The organism is Pseudomonas sp. IT-P74 (assembly GCF_949768175.1).
Classification (GTDB): Bacteria; Pseudomonadota; Gammaproteobacteria; order Pseudomonadales; family Pseudomonadaceae; genus Aquipseudomonas.
This window is the reverse complement of record NZ_CATKQD010000011.1, coordinates 45,822-70,652: the sequence shown is the minus strand read 5'-3', so window position 1 is coordinate 70,652 and position 24,831 is coordinate 45,822. Positions and strand designations below refer to the sequence as shown.

Genomic DNA, 24,831 nt, shown 5'->3' with positions numbered 1-24,831 from the left:
ATATCTCCCGGTCTAGTTGTCCCTCTGGTCTAGATGAGGCTCGCCGTCGCGCTGTTCAACGGGTTTTTTTGTATCGCATAGCAATGTTTGCTGGCGTAAAGGGGATGTATGGGGTCGGATATAAAGCAAAAAATGCTAGCGGCAAAAATGTATGTAAATTCAATTGCTTATTTCTTAAAGTATGCGGTAGGGTTTTTTGTAAAGAAGATTTACGGTGCTGCTTTTACTGTTCTAGTTCTTACTTTTGCAGGTGGAGCGATCACGTTTGTTACGTGGCTTTTGTGTAAGCGTTTTTTACGTGATGAAAATATTCCTTTTGTTGAGTTTAAGCAGCTTGAATTCATTCAATATTGGGGGCAGTTAGGGGATTTTTTTGGAGGGGTACTTAATCCTATTCTAAGCTTTGTCGCGATTCTTGCAGTTCTTTATACAATTCGACTACAAAGTAAGGAGCTCGCTGAGGCGCGAGAAGAAACTAAAATTGCTAATAGAACATTGATTAAACAAACCCAGGTCTTTGAAAGACAAAATTTCGAGTCAGTGTTTTTTCGGATGCTCGAAGTTCATGCCCGATTGTTAGCTGATACAGAGGTGCCGGGGAACAGTAGCCGAGGGCGCGGTGTTTTCGTTGATTTTAGTAACGAATTTAAAAAATTCTGCTTACAGTATATTGTTACTGAAGACAGTGTTAAGCGTATAGCAGCAGGAATCATGTCTCGGGGTGATAATGCTCTTGGGCACTATTTTAGAAATATGTATCAAATTTGCAAAATGATAGATAATGCAAAGTTTCATTCTTCAAGCTCGCAGGGTGGGTTGACGGGGCGCTCTATTCGAAGAGTTGCAAAAATGAATTATGAGCAGAAGCGGTTTTATGCAAATATATTGAGGGGGCAATTGTCGTCATACGAGATGCATATGCTGTTGTTGAATTGTCTGACGCCTGAGGGCGAAGGGTTAAAATATTATGTTGAGAAGTTCTCTATGTTGAAGCCGCTTAATAAAGATACTTTTGTCTCTGATGGCGATAAGGTGTTTTCTCTATTTGATGAAATGGCATTTATGGATTCTGAAGATATTGATGTAAGTTTAATAATGAAATTTGACAAGGTTAAGCGTGCGGAAAATGTGCGCCGTATGATTAGGCTTTGAGATATTAAGCTGCGTTTTTTTATTCAGTCACCGTGGACCATGGATCTCACCAGTGAGCCTTCGGCCGCGGGCTGACGCTATTGCGCACATTCGCACCTACTGATTCTTGTTGAAGACTTACCGTCGGCGCAGTGGCTGATGATGTCATCGGCGAGGAAGTTGAGGCCGGGCAAGCCGGCCAGGGGCCGCTGAGGTACATGCGCTTCATGCGGCTCCCGCGACTGGCTGACGGAAGACTGGAATAGCGCCGGCCCGCTCTCTCACAGCCATCATTCCGGCCTCGTCATAACCCCAGATGTTGCTGTCGTTGAAACGCTCGGGCCCAAGAAAGCCAGGATGCAGCGGCTCGCAGGTGCAAATGTAATCCCGAAATTCTTTGACCAGATCCTTCAGCGTGCCGCCGTGGCTGAAGCCGCGCCATTTCGCGCCCCACACCGTGTCATGCGTGAAGATGCGCTTGCCGCTGTAGTCGTCGATAAACCAGACCTTGCCCCGAGCATCGACTTCCATGCTGACGTAGCGATTTACGGCTTGGCTGTAGAAGAACCGGCGGCCATGGTCGGCGATGATCCGGATCACCTGGTTGACTTGCTCGGCGCGATGGCGCTTCAAGGTGAGTTTGCTTTCTTTGGGCACGGGGCGTCCTATGCCGGGGCATGCCCGGGCTGAAGGGTAGTAAGGGATGAGCTACAGTTGAGCGTTCAAGAAAGGAGTGGCGTTATGGCTATGTATTTAGTATCGGCAGTTCGCATCAACAAGAACGGTGAGGTAGTTGAGTTTCAATGGAACCCCGTGAGTGGCAACAACCAGGCAACAGGTCAACACGAAATCATTACTTTTGAACAGGCTGTAAACGCTATTGAGGGCGGAGCAATTCTGTACCCCCTATTTGCAAGCGGGGCCACTGGTGGGCAACTAAAAATCGTAATGGATGAAAATGGCAATCAAAAAATCGAGGTTTCAGATATTGGCTCAAACGTCACTCATACCATCAGCGATTTGCCGAAACTGAAATGAGAGTACTTTTATTTTAGGCCAGCATTAGTGCCTCGACGATTCGCTGGCCTGCAAGTGGCGGCACCGCATTACCGGTCATGTGCATGGTCAGCCGGTGATTATCCGGGCGTTTCGTGTCGGCCGGGAACGACATGGCGGCAAGGGCCTCGTTTGCCGAAAGCATTCGCATCTCATCCCCCCCGCACCAGGGCCCACCGATCCAGTGTGGTGATGGTCCCAATTGGACGTTCAAGGCAGCGGCCAGTCAGACCAGAGCCGGACCCGTAATAGGGCATGATGAAACGATCACCGAAGCGCTCCCGGCCATTCTTCACGCGGAGCAGGGTCGATTCAGCCCGGCCCGGCTTCACAACCGGGCTCCACTTGCCCGCTTTGAAATCGATGAAGGATGAGGCTGGCACATGCCGGCGCTGGTGAAGTTGAAGGTTCAGCGGTGCCTTGCTCCGGGTGCAAACCAGAAACAGGCGCGCGCGGTGTTGTGGTACGCCGAGATCTGCGCAATCAACGACATGCGGCGCGATCATGTAGCCCAACGCTGCCATTGCCTGCGACCAGGCAGGGTACAAGGCCCAGTCCGTAAATTCTTCGACGTTCTCGACCAGCACCACTTCAGGCCGGTGGAACTCGGTAGCCGACACAACCGCCCAGGCTGTTGACCGCGATGCGTCGTGCTGAGCGTTCCCAGATTTCTTACCGCGCGCCTTCGAATGACCTTGGCAGCACGGCGAGGCCAGCATGATGTCGTGAGCGGGAACCTTCGACCAATCCGCCTGGTGCAAGTCCTGGCAGATGTGAATGGCGTCCGGGTGGTTGGTGCTGTGCCACTCAACCGCAACAGGCCAGTGATTGGCGGCCCATAAAACCTCAATACCGGCATTGCGGGCACCGGTTGACCATCCGCCGAGACCGGCGAACAAATCAATTGCAGTAGTCATTGATACTCCAGACAGCCCTGAGCCTTCCGGGCTGGTGTAAGTGAGATAAGATTTGGATGGGATGCCAGCACTCGCATGGCGACAGACGTGGAAGAGGGAGCGATGGGTTCTGCGGACGTAATTGAGATAGGCGATCAGTTGTTATCAAGGGCTGTTTACTTTGAGGACTCTCTAGGTCGCAAGATACGCCCTATCTTTCAGCGAGATGACGTTACGGGGATCAGGTCTTATCGCGTATACCCAGTAGGAAATAGCAAAAGCACCCATGTCGAAGTATTCGATGCAGCTGAGCTTGCTGCATATGCAGGCAAAGGTTTTGCTATACGCTGCCGGCTCCCATCAGGGAGCAGCAGCAATAGATCGCTCCATTCAAAAGACATCGCTGGCCGGTTGGTTGTATTGCCAGACCTAAAGTACCGTACGCAGCTTGAGGAACCGCCAGAGAAAGCTAAACGTTTGCCAGCACCACTCCTTAGGAGTGTTACAGCAGAGTACGTTTGGTTCGCAGTGCAAGACCTTCTTGCGGGAGTAGATGTGCCTGGTTTTGGACCGTCTACTGACTATGACCTCATTGCTGAAGGAGGGATACGTCTTCCGCCAAAGCAGGTGTTCGGCCTTGCCGCGTCTAGAGCTTTGGGTAGAGCGATAACCCCTGTCGACTTTTCGGGTGGTCTAGGAACTGTTTTTTTCGAGTTATTGGAGGAAGCGGGGTATGAAATTGTTGCCAAGGGCGACCAGCCTTCTTCTGAGCGCTTGCCAGAATATGCAGATGAAACTTTATGGGTGGAGGGTCGACAGAAGCTGGTAGTTCACTTGCGCAAGGAGAGAGCCGCAGGGCTTACAAGAGCCAAGAAATCGGACTTTCTGAAAAGGCATGGGAAACTCTTCTGCGAGCTCTGTCTTCTAGATCCGATGCAAACATATGGGGAGCATGGGGCGGCCTGCATTGAAGTTCATCATCATGAAACCAGCCTGGCGGAGATGCAGGAGGGGCATATTACTACGCTGGACCAGCTCAAATGCCTATGTGCGAACTGCCACAGGGTGGAGCATCGGAGATTGAGAGAGCGGTAGAATCAACCTCCGCAATAGCCTGAATCGCACTTGCTGGCTGGGAATAGCTGCATCTGATCTCGCGCCCTGGGCGCTTCTGCCCACTGCAGCACAGCTCGGATGCCAACCGCGTTCTTCCGGCGCGCTGCGCGGAACATCACACGGGGCTTGCCCTTGGCGGTGAACCCCAGTTCGCGCTCAGTGATGTCGATGAGCTGAATTCTGTCATCGGACAGAAGTCTCAGCTCATCGATATTGGCGTTGATGCAGGGATCGCATTCGCGGGACCGGTGGGGTAGAACCTCGAAGCCCGCGCGGGCCAGCAGTTCATTGCGCATCGCGTCGTCGTGCCGCACCAGCGGCTGCCATAGCTCCCGGCCGCCGTGTCGCTCGGACTCAACGACGTGCTCTGGCGCATCCGCCCGGTGGGCGCTTTCTGACCTTCGGACTCCGGTCATGGCCGTTGCCAACCGTTCAGGGTCACGCTCATCAAGCCAGGCCAGCGCGGGTAGCACCTTCAACTCAGAGGTGCATAACTGACCTTGACCGCCGGCGCCAGGCCAGCCGCGCTTTCTCTTTACTAGGTCGAGCATTCCTTCCGACTCGGTGCGATCGGTCGTGAAACCATAACTCTGGGCTAGCGCCTCGCCGGCGGCCACGCGCTCAGGCCACCAACTTACTGCCCATCCAGTATCCGAGTAGAGGCAGAAGACATTCTTCAAGCCGCGCTCATGCGCCCACTGGATCAGGGCGATGGAATCGTTCCCGTAGCTGCAGAATAGGACGTGCATAGTAATCTCCAGCCAGGCACCGGGCTCGCCGGCTGGCGTGATTCGTTGAAGTGGGGTATTTGTGTTCGGCCCGGCATGGGGCCGGTTCGAGGGGGATTCGATGCTTTATCGTGGTGAGTGCAAGGCAAAACACGATGCTAATAATGGGAGAATCCTCCCCAGAAATATGCACGGTGAAATAGAGGTTTTGGCGCTCCGCGATGGCCGCATTAGCCGTAACGGTCGCTTCACCCGTGGGCCAACAGAAGCCAACCGAGTCGCGGCACATCAGATCGACGCAGGGTTGTATGGTGGATGCTCCGTCTCCACGACACGTTCCTACGAGGTGGCAAAGCGATTCGCCTTGTATGGTGATAACCAAGGCGTCGTTTATTGGATTGATGACGAGAAATTTGAATTGCATGGCGTTGTAGCAATCTCGCCTGAAGATCCTGAGATCCCTAGTGAAGAAGAAGTAACAATTCGCGCCGCTGATGGCGGAGAAATTCCAGCAGAACTAGTTTTTTGGATTGAATTCGTTGCGCGAACCTGACCCAGCTGCCTATTGCTGGTGATAATTTCGGTATTGATTAGGCACCGCCCTCCGTGACCGGATGCGCAGCGGAAGGTATTGTTGTGCTTGGAACCGGAAGTCCCAGGGAGGGCCAGATGTACGTCTATAGCAATAAAGAGAGAATTCGAGTCCAGCGCGGGATCTCGATTTTCATCCTGATGGTATCAACCATTTTCCTGGTCACTTCGATATACCGCTACGTCGAGTGCGGTGGGCCTGGGTATGCCATCGTCAAGGCAATTACGGGTCTTTGTGTGGGCGGTATCATGCTTCGCTTCGCAAGCAAGTAACTGGATGACACCGCTCTACGTGACCGATGGTGGCAATTTGGTTTTGGTTGGGGTATTACGGGTGACCGGCATGGAGCCGGATGGAGCGGATATGAGTCTTGAAAACTGGAGTTTTATATTTAAGTAGGTTGGTTATATTGGGGCGGCTCTCGTTATTTTTTCGACAATGGGAGTTGGGTATTTTGAAGGTAAGATCGATGAGATAAAGGACGGTAAAATAGATGAGTTGGTGTCAGGTAAGAACGCATTATTGAAGAGCGTTGATGAATACAAGCATCAGGTCGAAGAAAAGCAGAGGCAGTTAGACGAGTTGAGATTGAGGGCCGTTAATGCGCAACGTAACGTTTCAACTCGATACTCTTATCGCGGTGTAAAAACTACGGTGACGGGGAATAGGACGATTGTCTCAGATGAATTGGCAGACTGGCTTCCAAAGATTCAGGCCCTTACAGAGCTGCGAGACTGGGCATCAATAATTGAAGAGTCTAGCTCTATGATAAACGATGAGCCTGAGTTTTATACGCCTTATATTTCAAGGGCGACCGCACGTTTCATGATGGGAGATATAGATTCTGCTGAAGCGGACTTGATGTTTGTAATCCAAAACACTGGAAATGATCCAGAATATAGCGGCGTGCCAATGTTGCTGGAATCTTTTCAACGAAATAAATCTTAGTAAAAAACTCAAGAATAGTTCGGAAGTTAATGGTCCAATAAGTCTGGGTTATTCGTCGTGACAAATGCGCAGAGCTTCGCGGTTGTAGGCAAGTTCCAGCTTCCGCGACACGTTTTCGCTAATCGTGATTTCGTGTCGCGGCGGCTCCAGCAGGGGCGTGGACTTTTGAGGCCCTAACGCATGAAGATGATGAATCATCAGCGTCATTGCCTCGCCCTGTTCCTCGATGCCGTGCCAGGCCATCAAGTCAGCCAGCGCTTGCCGGGTGCCGGCCATGACATGCATTCGCAATTCTTCCTCGCCGCGAGTCTTTCGCCTCGCCGCAGTCTTTGCCAATCGATCTTTCTGCGCCGCTGCCATGGGATACCTCTTCTATGCCGCTGGCCGGCAATGCCAACCAGGTTTGTCGTTTGCGTTGTTGGACGCGAGCTATGCGGCGCATGAAGTACTACCTCGGCGCGCTTTCGGGTAGTCGATGTCGTGGGCCGCAATGATCCGCTCGAAGGCTTTGTTGCCGATGGCCAGCTTCCCGCAGCACTGGCGCCGGGTGATGCCCAGTTCCATGAAAGCCCTGATCCGCTCGGCATATTTCGCGTCTCTGGCATCTGCTTGCTCCTTGCGCAGCGCGTCATTCGCGCCTCCCCGGGTTGGGCGCTGGAATGTGATGCCATGCTCTTTGGCGATGTTGTAGATAGCTTTCCTGCTGACGCCGACGACTGCCGCAACTTCCACTTGGGTTTGTGTACTGCTCAACCCACGAATTTGATCGACCAACCTTTCGCGTGCCTGCTGGCGGGCATCGAATGCATCTGGTGGCGGGGGAGGCGCTTCAACCCGTCGCCGAACAAATGGCTTCGGTGCCGGCGGCATCTGGTTACTGTAGCTGATCGGCTTGGGCTTGTAGTTGTAGGGGGCGGCTTCTTCGATCTTGCCGCCAGCGGCTAGGTACTGCTCGACCTGGGCCGTCAGTTCGTTCGACTTGGGTCGAAGCTGCTCAACCAGGTTGAGATGGTTGCTGATCATGCTCAAGCTCCTAATCTGTGGGCTTGTGCCCGCGCTTTGTCCGCGACCTCATCAACCATGCGATTCAGCTCCAGGTTGAACTGGACCAGCTCTTTGTGCAGATTGGCGATGTAGTCTTCGTCGCGGTAAACCGTCTCGATGTAGAGCTGGCACTCTTCGTCTTGACGAGAATCGAACGACAGAAAGTCCCACCATTTCCGTCCCGTAACGAACATGCAGCCCTGGACCTGCGGCATGTGTTCCTCGGGCATGCCTTCGAGCCAAGTCCTAACGTGTATCGCCTCATTGAAGGGGCACTTCGACTCTGTGCCACCGTCGTCATTGATCAGCCCGTCTGGCGAGCAGCCGAGCCAGTCGTACTTCGGGTGGACGATGAACCCTGACGGTATGACGATGTTGCCGGTCAGCATCTCGTAGGCGTCCTGAGCCTTCTGTTCTTCGGTGTGGCCCCACTTCATGGATGCGCTGCTGACGTTGTGCTTGGACTTCTTTGCCAATCGCTCGAAGCACAGTTCGCGCATGTATGAGGTGCGCGCACCCATAGGCTCGCGCTTCCCATTTTTGTCAGGCTTCCCCCAGGCAATCACATCTTTGAACCGACTGGCTGTCACTCGGCCAGATCGGTCTGCACGCCACTTTTCAGTGCCCTGAAGTTCCGTTCTCACTACGCCGCTTCCTCGACCTGAGACAGGTCGTCGTTGGTGCCAGTCAGATCGGTAAAGTCGCCATCAACGGTTGCCGCCATGTTCTTGAGCGCTTCGTGGCATTCCAGACCGATCGCTGCGCGCTGCTTGGGCTTTAGGCCTGCCCAGGCTGTCGCATAGGCTTCGATGTCCTGCCGCCTCGCGACGACCAATAGGTCTGCGAATACTCCATCGATTTCCGGCGACGGGGATTTCGGGCCGAACGACACACCAGCAGCGGCAGTGGTATTTTAAGCCTGCTTCGCAGGGGTGATATCGATTTCACCGCCGTACGAGTCTTCGAATTCATCGGGTGTATAAACGCCGAGGATGACGTCAGGGCAGAAGAGTCGCGCCCATTTTTTAGTTACCAGGTAGGCAATCTGCTGCTTGGGATCTTCCGCCCAAAGTGTGGAGTTCCGCGTGCGGACCTGGGTGAGCAGAGGCTCCAGAATGCGTGGCTCGTCTTCACCCTTGAAGGTTGCCCAGACCTTAATCCCAAGGCCTTTCTCGTCGTCAAAGCTCCAGCCCGGAACACGGTACTTCTTGAACTCGCCAGTGTCCTCGTCCTTCTTGGTCCTGCTGGTGACTTCGCGCATCTTGCCGATGACGTTTTCCCAGGCGCCGAACCACTCGAAGTTCAAGCGACCCTTGACTGGAGCCTTGGCGGTGATCACTGCGTTGACGAATTGCGCCTCATAGCTCAATGCACCGCCATTGACGATGAACGTCTTCTGCGCAACCGCAAAGGCTAGTGCGAGCAACACATCCAGCTCGCCATTGGTAGTGGCGAGCACTTAGGGGTCGATATCTGACACGCCTTGATGATTCCTGACGCCGACAATCGGGTGAGTTCCTGTCACCTTTGAAGCGGCGCGGAGATCGACGATGGCTATCAGTGTTTTTGACTTGTTCAAGATTGGAGTCGGCCCCTCCAGCTCCCATACCGTCGGCCCGATGCGTGCCGGGGCTCTATTTGTCGAGGCCTTGCGCGAACGGGAAATGCTGGCGCAAGTGCAGCGTATCGAAGTGCGGTTGTATGGTTCGCTGTCGGCCACGGGTATCGGCCATGGCACCGATAAAGCGGTGATCATGGGGTTGATGGGGGAGTGGCCGGATAAAGTCGACCCGCTGCTGATCGAGCCACGCTTGCTGGATCTGCGCGAGACACAATGCCTGCTATTGGCCGGCGAGTTCCGTGTGCCTTTTATCTGGCAGCGGGACATGCGACTGCTGGATGAAAACCTGTCATACCATCCCAACGCCATGACCTTGAGCGCATTTGCCGAGGATCAACCGCTGTTGTGCGAAACCTACTACTCCATCGGCGGTGGCTTTGTCGTAGATCAACAGCAAGCCGCCAGTGGCCGGCTCGATCGGGATCAGAGCGAACTGCCCTACGACTTCGGCACTGCCGCGCAGATGCTGAGCCAGTGCAAGGCTCATGGGCTACGTATTTCCCAGCTGATGCTGGCCAATGAGCGGGTATGGCGCAGTGAAGAAGACATCCGCCACGGGCTGGCGCAGATCTGGCAGGCGATGCGCAATTGCGTGGACGCGGGCCTGCGGCATGAAGGTGTCTTGCCCGGAGGATTGAATGTGCAGCGCCGCGCGGCGCGTCTGCACCGCAGCCTGCTGGAAATCGGCAAACCCAATGTCATCGGATCGACCTTGAGCGCCATGGAGTGGGTGAATCTGTTTGCCCTGGCAGTCAATGAAGAAAACGCTGCCGGCGGGCGTATGGTGACCGCCCCCACGAACGGAGCGGCAGGGATTATTCCGGCGGTATTGCAGTACTACATGAAGTTCTGCCCCGAAGCCAAGGACAGCGACGTCGTGGACTATTTCCTCGCTGCTGCCGCGGTGGGCATTTTGTGCAAACGCAACGCTTCGATTTCCGGAGCGGAAGTAGGGTGTCAGGGCGAAGTCGGCTCGGCTTGCGCAATGGCTGCTGCGGGCTTGGCGGAAATCCTCGGAGCCAGTCCCGAGCAAGTGGAAAACGCTGCGGAAATTGGCCTGGAACACAACCTCGGACTGACCTGCGATCCCGTCGGGGGCCTGGTGCAGGTACCGTGCATTGAGCGCAACGCTATTGCGGCGGTGAAAGCGATCAATGCTGCGCAGATGGCTTTGCGCGGTGACGGAACACATTTCATTTCTCTTGACCGGGTCATCCGCACCATGCGCGATACCGGTGCCGACATGCATGACAAATACAAAGAGACCTCCCGTGGCGGGCTGGCGGTCAACTCCATCGAATGCTGAGTTACCTTGACCAACGGGGGAGTGGAACATGCTGCAACTGACCGAGTCTGGCCGGCCACAACCGCCGGTGCTGCGTATTGGTTTCTGGTTGATGGAAGCCTTCGATTTGTATGCCCTTGCCAATGCGCTGGAGCCATTGCGCCTGGCCAATCAGTTGGCGGGGTGCAATGTTTGCCAATGGCAAATGCTTAGCCTGGACGGACAGCAACTGAACGCCAGCAACGGCATCGCAACCGCCACTGCACGACTGGATCAGGCACAAATGTTCGATATATTGATCCTCTGCGGTGGAGATAACCTGCATCTTCAAACCGAATATCCAGACTTGCTCCAGCAACTGAACCACTGGGCGAGGCAGCCGATCAGCCTGGGGGCGTTGGGTAAGGCCGGTTGGCTGCTGGCGCAGATTGGCGCGCTGGATGGTTTCCGCTGCAGTTTGCCGCAGCCCACCCCATCACTGACCTTTGCTGCTTTTCGCAAGTTGACGCCGGTAGCAGCGCCGTTCTGTGTCGATCGCCAGCGTCTGACCTGCGTCGGCCCGCAGGCCGTTCAAGGGTTGATGCACGAGCTTCTCGCCCGGACCCACGGTCGTGGTCTGATACTGCGGATGGAAAAACATGCAGCACGCCAGGCCCGGCCGCTACTTCCCCTGCATGACGCCCCGGAAAAACTTCAAGCAACACTGGCATTAATGAACGAGCATTTGCGCCGAACGCTGGGTATCGACGAACTGGCCGACACCATGGGCATTTCCCGGCGACATCTGGAACGGCTGTTCAAGCGCAGTCTGGGTTGTTCGCCGTCCCGACACTACCTGGACTTGCGGCTGCAACAGGCGCGCCAGTTGTTGCGGGCCGGTGAACATGCTTTGTCAGATGTCGCCGGGGAGTGCGGTTTCGTCTCGGTGCAACATTTCTCGCGCTGCTATCGCCAATACTTCGGAGCACACCCTCGCGATCATATGGGCGCGAGCTTGCTCACGAAGGCGCAGAATCAGCGGGTAGCAATGTTGAACACACCGGCCACATCGCGAGCAAGCACGCTCGCGCACTGACTGCGTTGCCAATGCCTCCGCCAAGCGGCTTTTATTGCGCTTGCCGGGGGCATTTTTGTTTCTGCCGGGGGACTCGGGGACCCGATTCGCAGACAGCGGATATGACCAACTACAGGTCGGATTCGCACAAAAAACCTCACCTTGCATCTGTTCGAATGATCTTCAACGGCCCGCCAGATTGGCGCCTTCTGTTGCTCAATCAATGACAAGGATAAATGACATGCAAATGCCGAAAACCATCCAGATCAAGAACGGCGAAAAAGTGAACCCGACGTTCTCGGCTCAGGAATATGCCAACCGCCAGGCCAAATTGCGGGCTTATCTGGCGCAGAACAATATTGACGCGGCAGTCTTCACGTCTTATCACAACATCAACTACTACAGCGATTTCCTGTACTGCTCCTTCGGGCGTCAGTACGCGCTGGTCGTGACCCAGGACAGCGCCGTGACCATCAGCGCCAACATTGATGGCGGTCAGCCATGGCGCCGTACCGTCGGCACCGAAAACATCGTCTACACCGACTGGCAGCGCGACAATTACTTCGTCGCGATCCAGCAAGCCTTGCCCAAGGCCGGGCGCATCGGCATCGAATTCGACCATCTGAACTTGCTCAATCGCGACAAACTCGCCAGCCGCTATCCGCAGGCTGAGCTGGTGGATATCGCCGCACCGTGCATGCGTATGCGCATGATCAAGTCCGCCGAAGAACACGCGATCATCCGTCATGGCGCACGCATCGCGGACATCGGCGGTGCGGCCATCGTCGAAGCCTTGCGTGATCAGGTGCCAGAATACGAAGTAGCCCTGCATGCGACTCAGGCGATGGTGCGCGAAATTGCCCGCACTTTCCCGGATTCCGAACTGATGGACACCTGGACCTGGTTCCAGTCCGGTATCAACACCGATGGTGCACATAACCCGGTCACGTCGCGCAAGGTCAACAAGGGCGACATCCTCAGCCTTAACTGCTTCCCGATGATTGCCGGTTACTACACCGCACTGGAACGTACCTTGTTCCTGGACCACTGCTCCGATGAGCATCTGCGCTTATGGGAAGTTAACGTCAAAGTGCACGAGGCCGGTCTGAAGCTGATCAAGCCAGGCATGCGCTGCTGCGATATCGCGCTGCAATTGAACGAGATTTTCCTGGAACACGATCTGCTGCAATACCGCACCTTCGGCTACGGCCACTCCTTCGGTACGCTGAGCCATTACTACGGACGCGAAGCCGGGTTGGAATTGCGCGAAGACATCGACACGGTGCTGGAGCCAGGGATGGTGGTGTCCATTGAACCGATGATCATGCTGCCCGAAGGCCTTCCGGGTGCCGGCGGGTATCGTGAACACGACATCCTGATTGTCAACGAACAGGGTGGGGAAAACATCACCAAGTTCCCGTATGGCCCGGAACACAACATCATCAAGAAGTAAGATCCCGCGCCGCACAGTGAACCTGTGCGGCGTTTCTTTTTGAGGAATGGTTGTGTACTAGCGAAAAAATAACGTATGCACGCTAAAAAACGCGCAGCATCTACTGAACCTTAACCCTGCCAAGTAAAACAATAGAGGGTTTTGTCATGTTCTACGCCTCGACTCTTCGTTTCGATAACCACACCTCTGACACCGGAGGTGCCCAATGAACACCCAAAGCGCAAGCCTGACGCCGACCCTGGCGCAGAAACTTGAACAGACCGCCGAGCGCAAGGCCCTGCGGCGCGCGGCCAGTGCCAGCTTCATGGGCAATTTCGTCGAGTGGTTCGACTATGCGGCCTACGGCTATCTGGCAACCGTCATCGCGCTCACGTTTTTTCCGCAAACCGACAAGACGACCGCGCTACTGGCGACGTTCGCCGTGTTTGCGCTGTCGTTTATCGTCCGCCCGCTGGGGGGACTGGTCTGGGGCCACTTCGGTGACAAATACGGGCGGCGTAGTGCGCTGTCCTGGTCGATTCTGATCATGTCGATCTCGACCTTTTGCATCGGCATCCTGCCGACCTACAACCATATCGGCCTGTGGGCACCGGCCTTGTTGTTGCTGATTCGCTTGTTCCAGGGTTTTTCCGCTTCAGGTGAATACGCCGGGGCATCGGCGTTTCTCGCCGAGTATGCGCCCGAGGGTAAACGCGGTTTGTACACCAGCATTGTCCCGGCGAGTACGGCGGCTGGTTTGCTCTTCGGCGCGGTCTTTGTCGCCGGTCTGCATGCGTGGATGAGTGTCGAGGATCTGCACAGCTGGGGCTGGCGTTTACCCTTTCTGCTGGCAGCGCCATTTGGGCTGGTGGGGCGCTACATCCGCATGAGTCTGCAAGACACGCCCAAGTTTCTGGAGATGGAAAAACGCCTTGAAGCAAAGGAATGCGCAACCCACGCTCCGGTTCGCGAATTGCTGACCGTGCACCGACGCAGTGTGATGATCGGGATCGGCGCGACCTGCCTGAATGCGGTAGCGTTCTACTTGTTGCTCAGCTACATGCCAACCTACCTGTCCACCGAAATGGGCATGAGCGAAAGTGATTCGTTCCTGGCGTCCACGGTATCCCTGGCGACCTACATCGGGCTGATCTTTCTGATGGGCAAACTGTCGGATCGGTTCGGGCGCAAAACCATGCTGCTGACCGCTTCAGTATTGTTCCTGGCGCTGACATTTCCGCTGTTCGGGATGTTGGAGAATCAACCGCTGATGGTGATTCTGATGATCCAGATTGCTTTCGGCGCGATCCTGGCGATGAACGACGGCACCTTGCCGTGTTTCCTCGCCGAGATATTTCCCACCCGCGTCCGCTTCAGTGGTTTCGCCTTCAGCTTCAACATCGCCAACGCGGTGTTTGGCGGCACCGCGCCGTTTATCGCGACCTGGCTGATTCAACTGACCGGCAACAAAATGGCCCCGGCCTGGTATCTGCTGGCGGCAGCGGCGGTGGCATTGATTGCCATGCTGGCGAGCCGGGAAACGGCGCATAAGGCGTTGCAGGACTGACAGACTGAGGTGTCCTCGAGGATGACTTCGCGAGCAGGCTCGCTCCCACAAGGGATCTTTAGCGGACACACATTCTGTGTTCACTAAAGATAAATGTAGGAGCGAGCCTGCTCGCGAAGAGGCCATTCCAGCTGACATCAATGTTGAATGCCAACCTGCCAATCAATGCACCGCCGCTACTTGCTTGCGCTCACCCATCGGCGATACGCCAAAGAAACGGCTGTAGCATTTGGAGAAGTGCGCCGGGGAAACGAAACCGCAGGCGAGGGCGATATCACGTACCTGCGATTCGCTGCGCAGCAATAATTGACGCGCCCGTGCGAGGCGCAATTCCAGGTAGTACTGACTCGGCGTGCGCTGCAGATGCTTGTGAAACAGGCGTTCGAGCTGGCGCACCGACACCTCGTTCAACCGCGCGAGTTCCTCAAGGCCCACCGGCTCCTCGAGATTGGCTTCCATGATCGCCACCATCTGGCTGAGCTTGGGCTGCGAGGTACCCAGCTTTTGCCGCAATGGCACTCGCTGTTGTTCCTGTGCATTGCGTACCCGATCACACAACAACAACTCGGCCGCATGGGCTGCGATATCGCGACCACCAGGTTCGCGGGCAATCAGCTGCAGGGTCATGTCCATGGAGGCCACGCCACCGGAGCAGGTGTAGCGATCACGGTCCAGCTCGAACAACTGGTTGGAAATGATGATCCCCGGAAAACGCTCCTTCAGTGCTTCGATATCTTCCCAGTGAATCGTGCAGCGATAGCCCTTGAGCAGATCGGCGCGCGCCAACAAGTGGCTGCCGGTGCAGATCCCGCCCAGTGGTACCTGATCATGCGCCAGCTTGCGTAGCCAATTGAGCAGTGGTCGGCTGCCGTGATTGGAGACGATCGGGTTTGATCCGACAACGAACAGCATGTCGAGTTTGGGTGCATCGGTGATGGTATGGTCAGGCAGGATGCGCATGCCGTTGCTGGCCGTCACCGGCTCCAGGCTGGCGGCGATGATGACCGTACGGAACATCGGTTTGCGTGCGGCCAGATTGGCCATGCGCAGTGTTTCCACGGCGGAGGCGAAGCCGATGGTGGTGAAGTTGGGGATGACCAGAAAACCCACGGTTTTCACCGGTCGTTGTTCATTCGCCGAACGTCCTGCGGCGGGTTTCGCCACCTGGAGTTTCGCCATTATTACCGCTCCTCAACTGCATCAGTGACATGCGCCGCGGCAAGCTGCCGATACGGGCAACGTCATCTCGTTTTTGTGATTGTAAGCCCTGTTTACAGGCTTCAGGATTTTACTGTGTGTGTCCGGACAATGGACCGCGACGAAAGGAATACGCACGCAAGATGTCATGAGTCTCGATTGGCTGGAGGGGGTGTAGAAAACGTGGGGAGTAAGGCATGAGTGATCAACAAAAAAACCGGCCAGCTCCGTGGTGGAGAACGGCCGGAAAGAGGTGAACGAGGATGAGTGTTACTATCGGGGATAGCGCTTCAAGCGTTTTCGGTTCGTGCGATGTCGACGGCTTGCACTGTCTTCTTCCTGGAGTTGAAGATTGCGCCCATACAGACGATGGACAGTGTCAGCGCACCCGTCGCAACCACTTCCATGCGATGCTGCGGCAAGATCAGCATGACCACCAGGATGCTCAAGATGCAGGCAATGACCAGGTAGCTGAGCCAGGGGAAAAACCACATCTTGAACGCGATCGGTTGCCGCGAAGCATTCATCTTCTTGCGCAGTACCAGTTGCGAAACAGCGATGACCAGATAGACCAGCAGCGCAACGGCACCGGAGCTGGCCAGGAGGAAGGAGAAGACTTCGTTGGGTGCAAAGTAATTGAGTGCCGTGGTCAGAAAACCGACCGCTGTGCTGGCCAGCACCGCGATATAAGGCACCCCTGAAGACGACGTCTTCTGCAGTACTCGAGGACCATCACCGCGTTTGCTCAGGGAGTAGACCATGCGTGACGCGGTATAGATGGCTGAGTTGAGGCAGCTGGCTACAGCAATCAGCACGACGATATCGACGATCATTTTCGCGTGTGGAATGTTCATCAACTCGAGCGCCCTCTGATAAGAGCCGACTTCCATGAGCATGGGGTCGTTCCAGGGGACGATGGAGATGATGAGGAATACCGAGACGATATAGAAAATCCCCATTCGCCAGACGACGGAGTTGGTCGCGCGGGTGATCTGTTTGGAGGGGTTTTGCGATTCGGCAGCGGCAATGGTGACGATTTCCGTGCCCATGAAGCTGAACACGGTGGTGAGCATCGCGCCGATGACGGCGGTCATGCCATTGGGCATGAAACCACCGAACTCATGACTTAGTTGAACGACCCCACTCACCGTCGTATCCGGTAATCCGCCCACCAGGGCAAGTGCGCCAAGCGCGATAAACCCCAGAACCGCGATGACTTTGAGCATGGCGAACCAGAACTCGAACTCCCCGTACCGGGCGACACTGAACAGGTTGGTCAATGTCAGCAGGCCCGTGACCGCTATGGCGAACTCCCAGGTCTGAATGGCGGGAAACCAGGCGTGCAAGATGGCGGCAGCGGCGATGGCTTCAATCGGAATGACCAGTACCCAGAACCACCAGTACAGCCAGCCGATGGTGAAGCCGGCGCTGCGTCCCATCGCCCGCTCGGCGTAGGTCGAAAACGATCCTGTATCGGGCGACGCTACGGCCATCTCTCCCAGCATGCGCATCACCAGCACGACCAGGGTGCCGGAAAAAATGTACGCCAGGATGGCGGCCGGCCCCGCCGAGGCGATGGCGTGTCCTGAACCGATGAACAGGCCGGCGCCAATGGCACCGGCAATGGACAGCATGGTGACGTGACGCTGCTTGAGGCCTGGGGCCAAGGTTGAGCTGCTGGACATGAGACTTACCCTTTTTATTTTACTTGGAGAGGGTGAAGCAATAACCGTGAGTACTCGTTTCGGCACGTCCGTGTGTTCTTCAGGTGTCCAAATCAAAAGCCTCGCGCACAGCGGCGCTGATGCCAGAGACACAGACTTCGAGAATCAGCTCGCCTTTCTCGCGACTGGAACCTTTAGGGGATGACAGTGTTCCGCAGGCCGGCGTGCGCTCAGGGATGATGGGAAATACGTCGTAAGGCGGGAAGGTCGCGGGAGGATGATCAACCGCACTACTCAGATCGACCTTGTCGGGGTGCAGGGCCAGCATCAAAGAGGTTTCGAAAACTCCGCCATGCTCGATATCCCAGCCGAGAAATCCCTCGGGATATAACTTTTCGATGACGGTAGGGTCGTTGACGAAGTCCCAATAGGACAGCACGACGACCTTGAAGTCGTTGATGCCACCGTAGCGAAGCTCCCGAAGGGCAAGGTCTATGCCCTCGACAATGAACATCGAGTTTTCAAAGTGCCCGTTCATCATCACCAGTTTGCGTGCGCCATGGCGGGCAAGTTCTCTGATGATGTCCTGCACGGTATGGGTCAGCGTGGCGCCATCGAGGCTGGTTGTTCCCGGGAAGTGGTTGCCGCCGCCTGATTTCTGCTGAGACTTGTAGCCATAGGCGAGGGCAGGCAAGACCAGGCCGCTGACATTCTGCGCTACCGCTTTGCATATCGCGGTAGGCAGCAGCACATCGACTTCCATGCACATGTGATGTCCATGCTGTTCCAGTGCACCGACGGGCAGAAAGATTGGGCTGCCGGCAGCGACCTTCTCTGCATACGCAGGCCAGGTGAGTTCTCCAATAACGACACTGTTGTTCATCTATACAGCCTCTGAAAGCGTTTGACCGTTGGTAATTTTCAACCGGCGGTTGGGGGCGTTTGCCTATCGTCTGGCCGACCTTCCAGATTGCAGGAATCGAAGGCGGCGCATGAATCAATTCGATCAGAGGGGGAGGGTGCAGAATTGTCTAAATCCGACCCGTAAATGACAAATCACCCTCTGATTTGTCATTTCTGTCCGGTTATCGGATTAAGGCTCGTCGCTTTTGCGTGAGAAGGGGCATGAGTCGGATCTGACAAAGTCCAGGTCGAGCGTGCACAAAAACGGGTGATGGCGACCTGCTGCAATGCATCCAGCCAGCGAATGATGCCGTGGTTGGCAGCGATAGCAGGCAGCAGGCAAGAGCAAAAGGATGAGACGGACAGGAGCACTTTTCATCTGAGCCACTTTCCATCACCAGGCGAGACAATAATGAAAAATCGCATCGACCTTTCACGCCGTACATTCTTCAAGACCACCAGTATTCTGGCAGGCACCGCCGCGCTTTCTGGTTTGCTGCCCTTGAGAAGCTTCGCCGCAGCGGAAAAAGAACTGGTCATACTCGCATGGGCCGGACACGCAGAGCCGGACATCGTCGCTGATTTCGAGCGCCAATATGGGGTCAAGGTCCGGGCCAAGTACTACACCGGCGGCGACAACATGCTGGGGTTGATCTCACAGTCCCCGCCGGGCACTTTCGACCTGATTCTGTCCGATGCCGAATATGTCCAGCAACTCAATGCCGCCGAGTACATCGAGCAACTTGACCCCGCTGACTACCCCTTCGATGACTTCTACCCGGAGTTCCAGCATTTCCCCGGCCACTGGCAGGGGGACAAGCTCTACTCGGTCCTGATTCGCTTTGGCTTCCTCGGCATCGCCTACAACACCCAACTCGTTCCCGAAGCCAAGGTGCACAGCTATGACGTGTTCTGGGACGAAAGCCTCAAGGGCAAGGTTGGACACTTCGACTGGCACCTGCCGAATCTCGGACAGATCAGCTTGATGAATGGCAACGCGCGCCCGTACGACATCGATACCGCGCACTGGCAAACGGTGCAGCAGAAGATGATGAGCTTGCGTGCGCAAATCGGCGGTTTCTTCGATTACGGCGGAACCTTTTCTTCACTGAAAAACGGTCAGATCCATGCCATGTGCGGCATCGGCGACTGGATCACCGGTGTCTTGCAACGTGCCGGCGCACCGGTGAAAACCGTATTGCCGAAGGAGGGCGGGTTGCAATGGACGGAGTCTTACTGCATCGCTAAAAAAGCCCACAGCCCGGAGCTGGCGAAGAAGTTCATCCAATACATCACTTCACCTGAAGGCCAGGTCAAGTCGGCGAAGATGGCCGCTTATCCAGCGCTGATCCCGAGCAAAAAGGGCTGGGAACTGCTGAACCAGACCGATCCCGCCGAGGCGAAGCGCCAGGGCATGCTGCTCGGCCAGCGCAACGTCATGGATGACATACGCGATGGTCGTATCAAGTACCGCGAACTCCCGGTCCGGCAGAGTCTGGATGAGTGGAATGACTTCTGGTCGCAATACAAGGGTGCTTGACGAGACGAGTGGAGGTGGTCGCTATGATTTCAGACAAGTTGAAGACTTCACCGTCGGTACTCTCCGGTAATGCAGGTGCCCGAACAGAGCGCCGTTCAAGGAGGGTGTGGCGCTTGCCCTGGTTTGGCCTCTGTTTCTCGATGCCTATCCTGATCTGGCAATTGATTTTCTTCGTATTTCCGCTGGCATTTCTGGTGGCCATCAGTTTTTGGCTTGTACGTAACTTCAGGATGGTGCCGACGTTCGAGTGGCAAAACTGGAGCTACATGCTCAGCCGCGGCTTCTTTTGGGATGCTTACGTCCATACACTCGCCATGGCGGCGGGTGCCACTGTGCTGGTCAGCCTGGTGGCCTTTCCCTGCGCTTATACGATCGCCTTCAAATTCCGCGAGTCGGCAAAGCAGTTGCTGGTGTTGCTGCTGGTCACTCCGTTCTTCACCAGCTATCTGGTGCGCACCTATTCATGGCAGGTGTTCCTCAGCGATAACGGCATCTTCAATGCAGCGCTCGGTCTGCTTGGGCTGGAGCCGTTTGCCATGTTGAATACGGCGATCGGTACTTATGTCGGTTATTTCACGCTGTGCCTGCCATTGGTGGTTTTGCTGCAACTGTTCAGCTTGATGTACATCGATCGTTCGTTGATTGAGGCCGCGCACAACCTCGGCTGCGGACGATTGCGAACGGTGCTGCTGGTGGTGGTGCCGTCGGCGCGGATCGGCATCGTGGTTGCGGCGCTGTTCTGCTTCATCCTGACCTTCGGCGACTTTGTCAGCCCGCTCTACCTGGGGGGTGGTCAGCCGCCGACCTTGAGTACGCTGATTACTGACACCACCAAGTCCGGCCAGCAATGGCCACGCGCGGCGGTGATCGCAACGATGATGATTGTGACGTTGCTCATCGCGGCTTTTGGTGCGGTTCGCTTCGCTTACCGGAGACGCGCATGAACGAGCATCGGCTAATTAACTTCTTGCTTCGCAGCTTTGTCGTACTGGTGTTCCTCTTCATCTTTTTGCCGATTGCCGGCAGCTTCGTGTTCTCGTTCAACATTGACCGTTTCCCTTCCTTGCCGCTGGGCGGCTTCAGCCTGCACTGGTACGAGCTGATCGCCAGCGATCCGGCGGTCTGGCAGGCATTCAGGAACAGCCTGACGGTGGGTGTGGTCGTGTCGCTGGTCTCAACTCTGCTTGGGTTTACGGCGGCTTACACGGACTTCCGTTACTCGTTCTTCGGCAAGTCGATCTACATGGCGCTTGCGCTACTGCCGCCCACCATTCCGGTGGTGATCATGGGGCTGGCGATGCTGGCCTTCCTGTCGCGGGTCGGACTTTCCGGCGAGATCTACGCGGTGATGATCAGCCATATCGTGATGTGCGCACCGTTCGCAATGGCGGTCATCAGGATGCGCCTGGCGCAGATGGATCCGAACATTGAGGCGGCGGCCTGGAACCTGGGGGCCAATCAATGGAAGGCCATGCGTTATGTGATCCTGCCATTCACGGCGCCGAGCATTTTCGCCGCGCTGTTCGTGACCATGGCCGTTTCCTTCGATGAGTTCGCTGTCGCCTGGTTCGTGTCGGGGCTTAACGAAACGGTGCCCTTGCGCATCCTCAATACGCTGCAAGGACAGGTGAGCCCGACCATCAACGCAATCGGCACCATCGTCTTTATCACGACCATGACCCTGGTGATCCTCGCGCAACTGCTGTTGATGCGGCGGCGTAAGCCCGCCAGTGCCTGATACCAACCTGACAATCATCCGAACACGAAGGATTCAGCCATGACTCAACCGTTGGTGGTATTCGACAACGTGGTTAAACATTTCGGTAGCTATCAGGCTGTCGAGCGTATGAACCTGGAGATTTACAAAGGTGAGTTCGTCGCGATCATGGGGTCGAGCGGCTGCGGCAAGACCACAACGCTGCGCATGCTCGCGGGGCTGGATAAACCCAGTGAAGGCGAAATTCGTCTTAACGGTGAGCGCATCAATGATCTCTACTCCTGGGAACGGGAGACGCCGCTGGTCTGGCAAAACCTGGCGCTGTTCCCGTTTCTTGACGTGCTGGAGAACGTCGAGTTCGGTCTGCGAATGAGAGGGATGGCCAAGGCTGAGCGACGCAAGAAGGCACTACTGTGGATTGAGCGGCTTGGATTGGAGGAGTTCGCCACTCGCGATATAAGCCTGCTCTCCGGTGGCCAGCGGCAACGCGTGGCGTTGGCGCGCTCGTTGGTCACCGAACCGCCGATCCTGCTGCTCGACGAGCCCCTGAGCGCCCTCGACGCTCATCTGAGTGTGCGCATGCAAGGCGTGCTGACTGGACTGCAGAAGGACCTGGGTATCACTTTTGTCTACGTCACTCACAGTCAATCCGAAGCCTTTGCAATGGCCGATCGAGTAGTGATCATGAGTCGAGGCCGGGTCGAACAGATCGGCTCGCCGCAGGAAGTTTTCCTTGAGCCTCACAACCGCTTCGTTGCCGAGTTCGTTGGCGGTAAAAACATCCTTGATTGCACTGTCGTTGGCTTCGACGATAGCGGTTTGGTTTGCCTCGATTCGCAGCACGGTGGATTCCTGGCGCGGCTGCCGGAGGGTAAAACCGTTGTTCCCGCTGAGCGCGTTACGGTCTGCGTAAGCGCCGAGCATATCGACCTGACCGCGCAGCCTATGCGACGCAACCGGCTGAACTGCACCGTCATCGGTGAAGAGTTCATCGGTTCGATGGTCAACATTTATCTCGAAGCCAGCGGCGGGCTTGAGTTGCAGGTGCAGAAACGGCATGCCGATTACAGCTTGCTCGGCGTGCACTGCGGGCAAAAAATCTTCGCCGAGTGGGATGGCGCGCATGCACTGATTCTGCGTGGGGACTGACTCGTTGGCTTGCAAACAGGCGTGATAATGCAAGCGCACCACTTGAATCGGCAGTGGGCCAATGGGCAGTCAGCAACTCGGGTTCTTCGAGGGTGATTTTGGTCCATGAAATGGATTCCCCCTACTTTTCCCCCCACCGGCTGTTGCTGGACTCTCGTAGCGCAGAGGACCACTGGGGCTCAAGTAAATACTCGCTTGTGAAAATCCAGAGGAGGATTCTCTTCTGATCAGTCAGCTGATTACTGGGCTCCAAAGGTCTCTGCCAGTCAATCAGAAACTGCTCTGGGTAGGTGGCGAAGGTTACCCCTATGACAGGTCGCGATTTCTGATCACCTCATTGGACTTGCCTGCCAATTCAGAAGTGCTGGCGGCAAGCCCGGAACAGCCATGCGTGGGGCTGACGTTGAAACTCGATCTGCGCATGCTGGCGGAGCTGATAACGCAAAGTGACTTGCCGCCAACCCGTGATCGACCGGTTGCGAAGGGGGTAGGAATTGGTTGAGTGACCCCCGCGATGCTGGCGTCGTTCGAGCGTTTACTGGCACTGCTCGATGAGCCTGAGTCCATCCCTGTTCTGGCCCCCTTGATTCAGCGCGAGATTCATTACCGTCTCTTGCAGAGTGATCAGGCGAGCCGGCTTCGACAAATAACGTCTGTCGATGGCCAGGGGTATCGGATCGCGAAAGCCATCGATTGGCTGAAGTTGAATTACACCTCGGCGCGTCGTGTCGATGAGCTTTCGGCTCGAGTGCGGATGAGCGCGCCGACCTCTCACCTCTTTAGCCAGGTAGCTGAGTGTCATGTGACGTGTAGACCCATCACCTGCTGTAATATGCAGCGCCGATCCCACTAAGAGCTTTGAAAATGGAATTTCACTCGATTCTTGCTTTTACCTTGGTTGCTGCGATTGCCATTGCCAGTCCAGGGCCTGCGACCCTGATGGCGATCAACAACAGCCTGGCCCACGGACAGCGCAGCGCAGTGTGGTCGTCCCTTGGTAATGCCAGTGGCCTGTTCTGCCTGTCTGCCGCTGCCATGCTGGGCCTGGGGGCGTTGCTTGCCAGTTCCGAATGGCTGTTCAATGCGGTGAAGGTCATCGGTGCCGGCTATCTGTTCTACCTGGGTGTCAGGCAGTTGTTCAAAAAGAGCCCGATGCTCGTGGACGGTATGCAGGATGGTTCGAAGAAGAGCAGGCCCACGCGCTTGAAGTTGTACAAGTCGGCTTTCCTGACGGCGCTGACCAACCCTAAGGCGACGATGTTCTTCACTGCGTTGTTCCCGCAATTCATCGACCAGAGTGCGACGTTGCTGCCGCAGTTCCTGATCCTCACCTCGATCTTCATGGCGTTGTCGGTTGCGTCGCTGAGCCTGTATGCCGCGCTTGCCTCCCGGGCCAGGGGCGTGCTGACGCGGCCTGACTTGTCCCGGTGGGTCAGTTGGGTGGTAGGGTCGACCTTCATCTGCTTCGCAGCAGCCATCCTGACCCTGCGTCGACAGACTGCATAAGATAAGGTTCTTCACGGAATCCGGGGGAACACATATAACGAAATATCCGTAGGAGTAGCCTCCGGCAGCTCCTACAGGGAAACGCGTGCGCCACCAAACTACGAGGTCGAGCGTGAGCTCGCCTTTTATGCGCCGCATCGTCCCTCAAGCGAAGTTTTCCGGGATTACTTGATTAGCGATTGGCGCAACCGCAGATAGCTTTTTGAAAATACAAATATCTTCAACCCGCTGTATGGCCAGCCTCGTCCAGCCTTGACCCGGACCCGGACCCGGACCCGGACCCGGACCCGGACCCGGACCCGGACCCGGACCCGGACCAACGACCAGGAAAACCTCAAGACCTACGCGGCATTCGTCCAGGATCAGGTGACCTTGACCGAGCGTTTGCGAGTCCTGGCCGGGGCCCGTTTCGAGCGCTTCGAGCATGATTACCAAACTTTTGTGCCCGGCGGCAGAAGCTGGGAGGCCAGCGATTCGATTGAAGAGGCAGTCTTGCCTGTTGTGAACGCTCAGCGACGCTCCACAGTCGTTGAGCCCTGGCTGACCTGGTGATGTTGGTTTGATGCAAAAAAGGCTCTAAATTTACGCTTTTTTTACGGTGGCTTTTGTTACTCGCAACGATACTGGCTGGCAAAACCGACATTGCTTTTATGCCTCATATCTCTCAACTTCTACGTTATTACCC

The 24,831-nt window shown here is 55.9% G+C and carries 24 protein-coding genes and 3 pseudogenes; 16 read left to right on the top strand and 11 right to left on the bottom strand.

Features of this window, described 5'->3' with window-relative positions; translation table 11 throughout:
* Positions 1 to 108: 108 nt before the first annotated feature.
* A complete protein-coding gene (locus ACM6J5_RS08995) occupies positions 109 to 1,152 on the top strand; it encodes a putative phage abortive infection protein (protein ID WP_414928233.1) in 1,044 nt (347 codons plus the stop codon).
* 204 nt (positions 1,153 to 1,356) lie between these two features.
* Here the strand turns inward: ACM6J5_RS08995 and ACM6J5_RS08990 are convergent, their stop codons facing one another.
* Positions 1,357 to 1,788: a hypothetical protein gene (locus ACM6J5_RS08990; protein WP_414928232.1), complete on the bottom strand. Its 432-nt coding sequence runs from the start codon at positions 1,786 to 1,788 to the stop codon at positions 1,357 to 1,359.
* Between the two features lie 84 nt (positions 1,789 to 1,872).
* Between ACM6J5_RS08990 and ACM6J5_RS08985 the strand changes: the two genes are divergently transcribed.
* Positions 1,873 to 2,169, top strand: a complete 297-nt coding sequence (locus tag ACM6J5_RS08985; protein ID WP_414928231.1) for a hypothetical protein — start codon at positions 1,873 to 1,875, stop codon at positions 2,167 to 2,169.
* A 13-nt stretch (positions 2,170 to 2,182) separates the two neighbouring features.
* On the opposite strand, the pseudogene ACM6J5_RS08980 reads toward ACM6J5_RS08985, so the two are convergent.
* Positions 2,183 to 3,104 (bottom strand): annotated as a pseudogene (locus tag ACM6J5_RS08980) (DNA cytosine methyltransferase).
* A gap of 102 nt (positions 3,105 to 3,206) precedes the next feature.
* Here ACM6J5_RS08980 and ACM6J5_RS08975 point away from each other — a divergent pair.
* A complete protein-coding gene (locus ACM6J5_RS08975; RefSeq protein WP_414928230.1) occupies positions 3,207 to 4,178 on the top strand; it encodes an HNH endonuclease in 972 nt (323 codons plus the stop codon).
* Positions 4,179 to 4,180: 2 nt separating this feature from the next.
* On the opposite strand, the gene ACM6J5_RS08970 is transcribed toward ACM6J5_RS08975, so the two are convergent.
* Positions 4,181 to 4,948: a phosphoadenosine phosphosulfate reductase family protein gene (locus tag ACM6J5_RS08970; RefSeq protein WP_150672765.1), complete on the bottom strand. Its 768-nt coding sequence runs from the start codon at positions 4,946 to 4,948 to the stop codon at positions 4,181 to 4,183.
* Between the two features lie 100 nt (positions 4,949 to 5,048).
* Here ACM6J5_RS08970 and ACM6J5_RS08965 point away from each other — a divergent pair, with 100 nt between their 5' ends.
* Both ACM6J5_RS08965 and ACM6J5_RS08960 read left to right on the top strand, forming a co-directional pair.
* Positions 5,049 to 5,480: a hypothetical protein gene (locus tag ACM6J5_RS08965; RefSeq protein ID WP_150672764.1), complete on the top strand. Its 432-nt coding sequence runs from the start codon at positions 5,049 to 5,051 to the stop codon at positions 5,478 to 5,480.
* Between the two features lie 477 nt (positions 5,481 to 5,957).
* The gene (locus ACM6J5_RS08960; RefSeq protein WP_414928229.1) at positions 5,958 to 6,467 is read left to right on the top strand and encodes a hypothetical protein; all 510 of its coding nucleotides are present in this window, start codon (positions 5,958 to 5,960) and stop codon (positions 6,465 to 6,467) included.
* Between the two features lie 48 nt (positions 6,468 to 6,515).
* Here the strand turns inward: ACM6J5_RS08960 and ACM6J5_RS08955 are convergent, their stop codons facing one another.
* The 5 genes from ACM6J5_RS08955 to ACM6J5_RS08935 form a co-directional block, all read right to left on the bottom strand.
* Entirely contained in the window at positions 6,516 to 6,827 is a 312-nt protein-coding gene (locus ACM6J5_RS08955; protein ID WP_150672762.1) for a hypothetical protein, read from the bottom strand.
* 69 nt (positions 6,828 to 6,896) lie between these two features.
* A complete protein-coding gene (locus ACM6J5_RS08950; RefSeq protein WP_150672761.1) occupies positions 6,897 to 7,490 on the bottom strand; it encodes a hypothetical protein in 594 nt (197 codons plus the stop codon).
* Positions 7,491 to 7,492: 2 nt separating this feature from the next.
* On the bottom strand, positions 7,493 to 8,155 hold the full coding sequence (locus ACM6J5_RS08945; RefSeq protein ID WP_150672760.1) for a lambda exonuclease family protein: 663 nt from the start codon (positions 8,153 to 8,155) through the stop codon (positions 7,493 to 7,495).
* Positions 8,155 to 8,403: a hypothetical protein gene (locus tag ACM6J5_RS08940; RefSeq protein ID WP_224790011.1), complete on the bottom strand. Its 249-nt coding sequence runs from the start codon at positions 8,401 to 8,403 to the stop codon at positions 8,155 to 8,157. The genes ACM6J5_RS08945 and ACM6J5_RS08940 overlap by 1 nt, the downstream gene beginning before the upstream one ends.
* Before the next feature lie 21 nt (positions 8,404 to 8,424).
* Positions 8,425 to 8,970, bottom strand: coding sequence for a RecT family recombinase (locus ACM6J5_RS08935; protein WP_414928228.1), 546 nt, complete (start codon positions 8,968 to 8,970; stop codon positions 8,425 to 8,427).
* Positions 8,971 to 9,061: 91 nt separating this feature from the next.
* Here ACM6J5_RS08935 and ACM6J5_RS08930 point away from each other — a divergent pair, with 91 nt between their 5' ends.
* From ACM6J5_RS08930 to ACM6J5_RS08915, 4 genes are all read left to right on the top strand, one after another.
* Positions 9,062 to 10,438, top strand: a complete 1,377-nt coding sequence (locus ACM6J5_RS08930; RefSeq protein WP_414928227.1) for an L-serine ammonia-lyase — start codon at positions 9,062 to 9,064, stop codon at positions 10,436 to 10,438.
* A 28-nt stretch (positions 10,439 to 10,466) separates the two neighbouring features.
* Positions 10,467 to 11,492, top strand: a complete 1,026-nt coding sequence (locus ACM6J5_RS08925) for a GlxA family transcriptional regulator (protein WP_414928226.1) — start codon at positions 10,467 to 10,469, stop codon at positions 11,490 to 11,492.
* 220 nt (positions 11,493 to 11,712) lie between these two features.
* Positions 11,713 to 12,924, top strand: a complete 1,212-nt coding sequence (locus tag ACM6J5_RS08920) for a M24 family metallopeptidase (RefSeq protein ID WP_108217669.1) — start codon at positions 11,713 to 11,715, stop codon at positions 12,922 to 12,924.
* Between the two features lie 205 nt (positions 12,925 to 13,129).
* Positions 13,130 to 14,470, top strand: coding sequence for an MFS transporter (locus ACM6J5_RS08915; protein WP_414928225.1), 1,341 nt, complete (start codon positions 13,130 to 13,132; stop codon positions 14,468 to 14,470).
* Positions 14,471 to 14,632: 162 nt separating this feature from the next.
* Here the strand turns inward: ACM6J5_RS08915 and ACM6J5_RS08910 are convergent, their stop codons facing one another.
* From ACM6J5_RS08910 to ACM6J5_RS08900, 3 genes are all read right to left on the bottom strand, one after another.
* Positions 14,633 to 15,649, bottom strand: coding sequence for a GlxA family transcriptional regulator (locus tag ACM6J5_RS08910; RefSeq protein ID WP_095943623.1), 1,017 nt, complete (start codon positions 15,647 to 15,649; stop codon positions 14,633 to 14,635).
* A 308-nt stretch (positions 15,650 to 15,957) separates the two neighbouring features.
* Positions 15,958 to 17,352 carry a GABA permease gene (gabP, locus tag ACM6J5_RS08905; RefSeq protein ID WP_095943622.1) on the bottom strand — a complete coding sequence of 465 codons (1,395 nt, stop codon included), beginning with the start codon at positions 17,350 to 17,352 and terminating at the stop codon, positions 15,958 to 15,960.
* Between the two features lie 79 nt (positions 17,353 to 17,431).
* On the bottom strand, positions 17,432 to 18,214 hold the full coding sequence (locus ACM6J5_RS08900; protein ID WP_414928224.1) for a creatininase: 783 nt from the start codon (positions 18,212 to 18,214) through the stop codon (positions 17,432 to 17,434).
* 432 nt (positions 18,215 to 18,646) lie between these two features.
* Between ACM6J5_RS08900 and ACM6J5_RS08895 the strand changes: the two genes are divergently transcribed.
* The 7 genes and pseudogenes from ACM6J5_RS08895 to ACM6J5_RS08865 form a co-directional block, all read left to right on the top strand.
* Positions 18,647 to 19,774: an extracellular solute-binding protein gene (locus tag ACM6J5_RS08895; protein ID WP_414928223.1), complete on the top strand. Its 1,128-nt coding sequence runs from the start codon at positions 18,647 to 18,649 to the stop codon at positions 19,772 to 19,774.
* A gap of 23 nt (positions 19,775 to 19,797) precedes the next feature.
* Positions 19,798 to 20,718 carry an ABC transporter permease gene (locus tag ACM6J5_RS08890; protein ID WP_414928534.1) on the top strand — a complete coding sequence of 307 codons (921 nt, stop codon included), beginning with the start codon at positions 19,798 to 19,800 and terminating at the stop codon, positions 20,716 to 20,718.
* A complete protein-coding gene (locus ACM6J5_RS08885; protein WP_414928222.1) occupies positions 20,715 to 21,512 on the top strand; it encodes an ABC transporter permease in 798 nt (265 codons plus the stop codon). The genes ACM6J5_RS08890 and ACM6J5_RS08885 overlap by 4 nt, the downstream gene beginning before the upstream one ends.
* 39 nt (positions 21,513 to 21,551) lie before the next feature.
* The gene (locus ACM6J5_RS08880; RefSeq protein ID WP_095943617.1) at positions 21,552 to 22,640 is read left to right on the top strand and encodes an ABC transporter ATP-binding protein; all 1,089 of its coding nucleotides are present in this window, start codon (positions 21,552 to 21,554) and stop codon (positions 22,638 to 22,640) included.
* A gap of 271 nt (positions 22,641 to 22,911) precedes the next feature.
* Positions 22,912 to 23,415, top strand: a pseudogene (locus ACM6J5_RS08875) (AraC family transcriptional regulator); the annotation flags it as partial.
* Between the two features lie 89 nt (positions 23,416 to 23,504).
* Positions 23,505 to 24,146, top strand: a complete 642-nt coding sequence (locus tag ACM6J5_RS08870; RefSeq protein WP_095943616.1) for a LysE family translocator — start codon at positions 23,505 to 23,507, stop codon at positions 24,144 to 24,146.
* Between the two features lie 213 nt (positions 24,147 to 24,359).
* Positions 24,360 to 24,650: pseudogene (locus ACM6J5_RS08865) on the top strand (TonB-dependent receptor domain-containing protein); the annotation flags it as partial.
* Positions 24,651 to 24,831 lie beyond the last annotated feature (181 nt).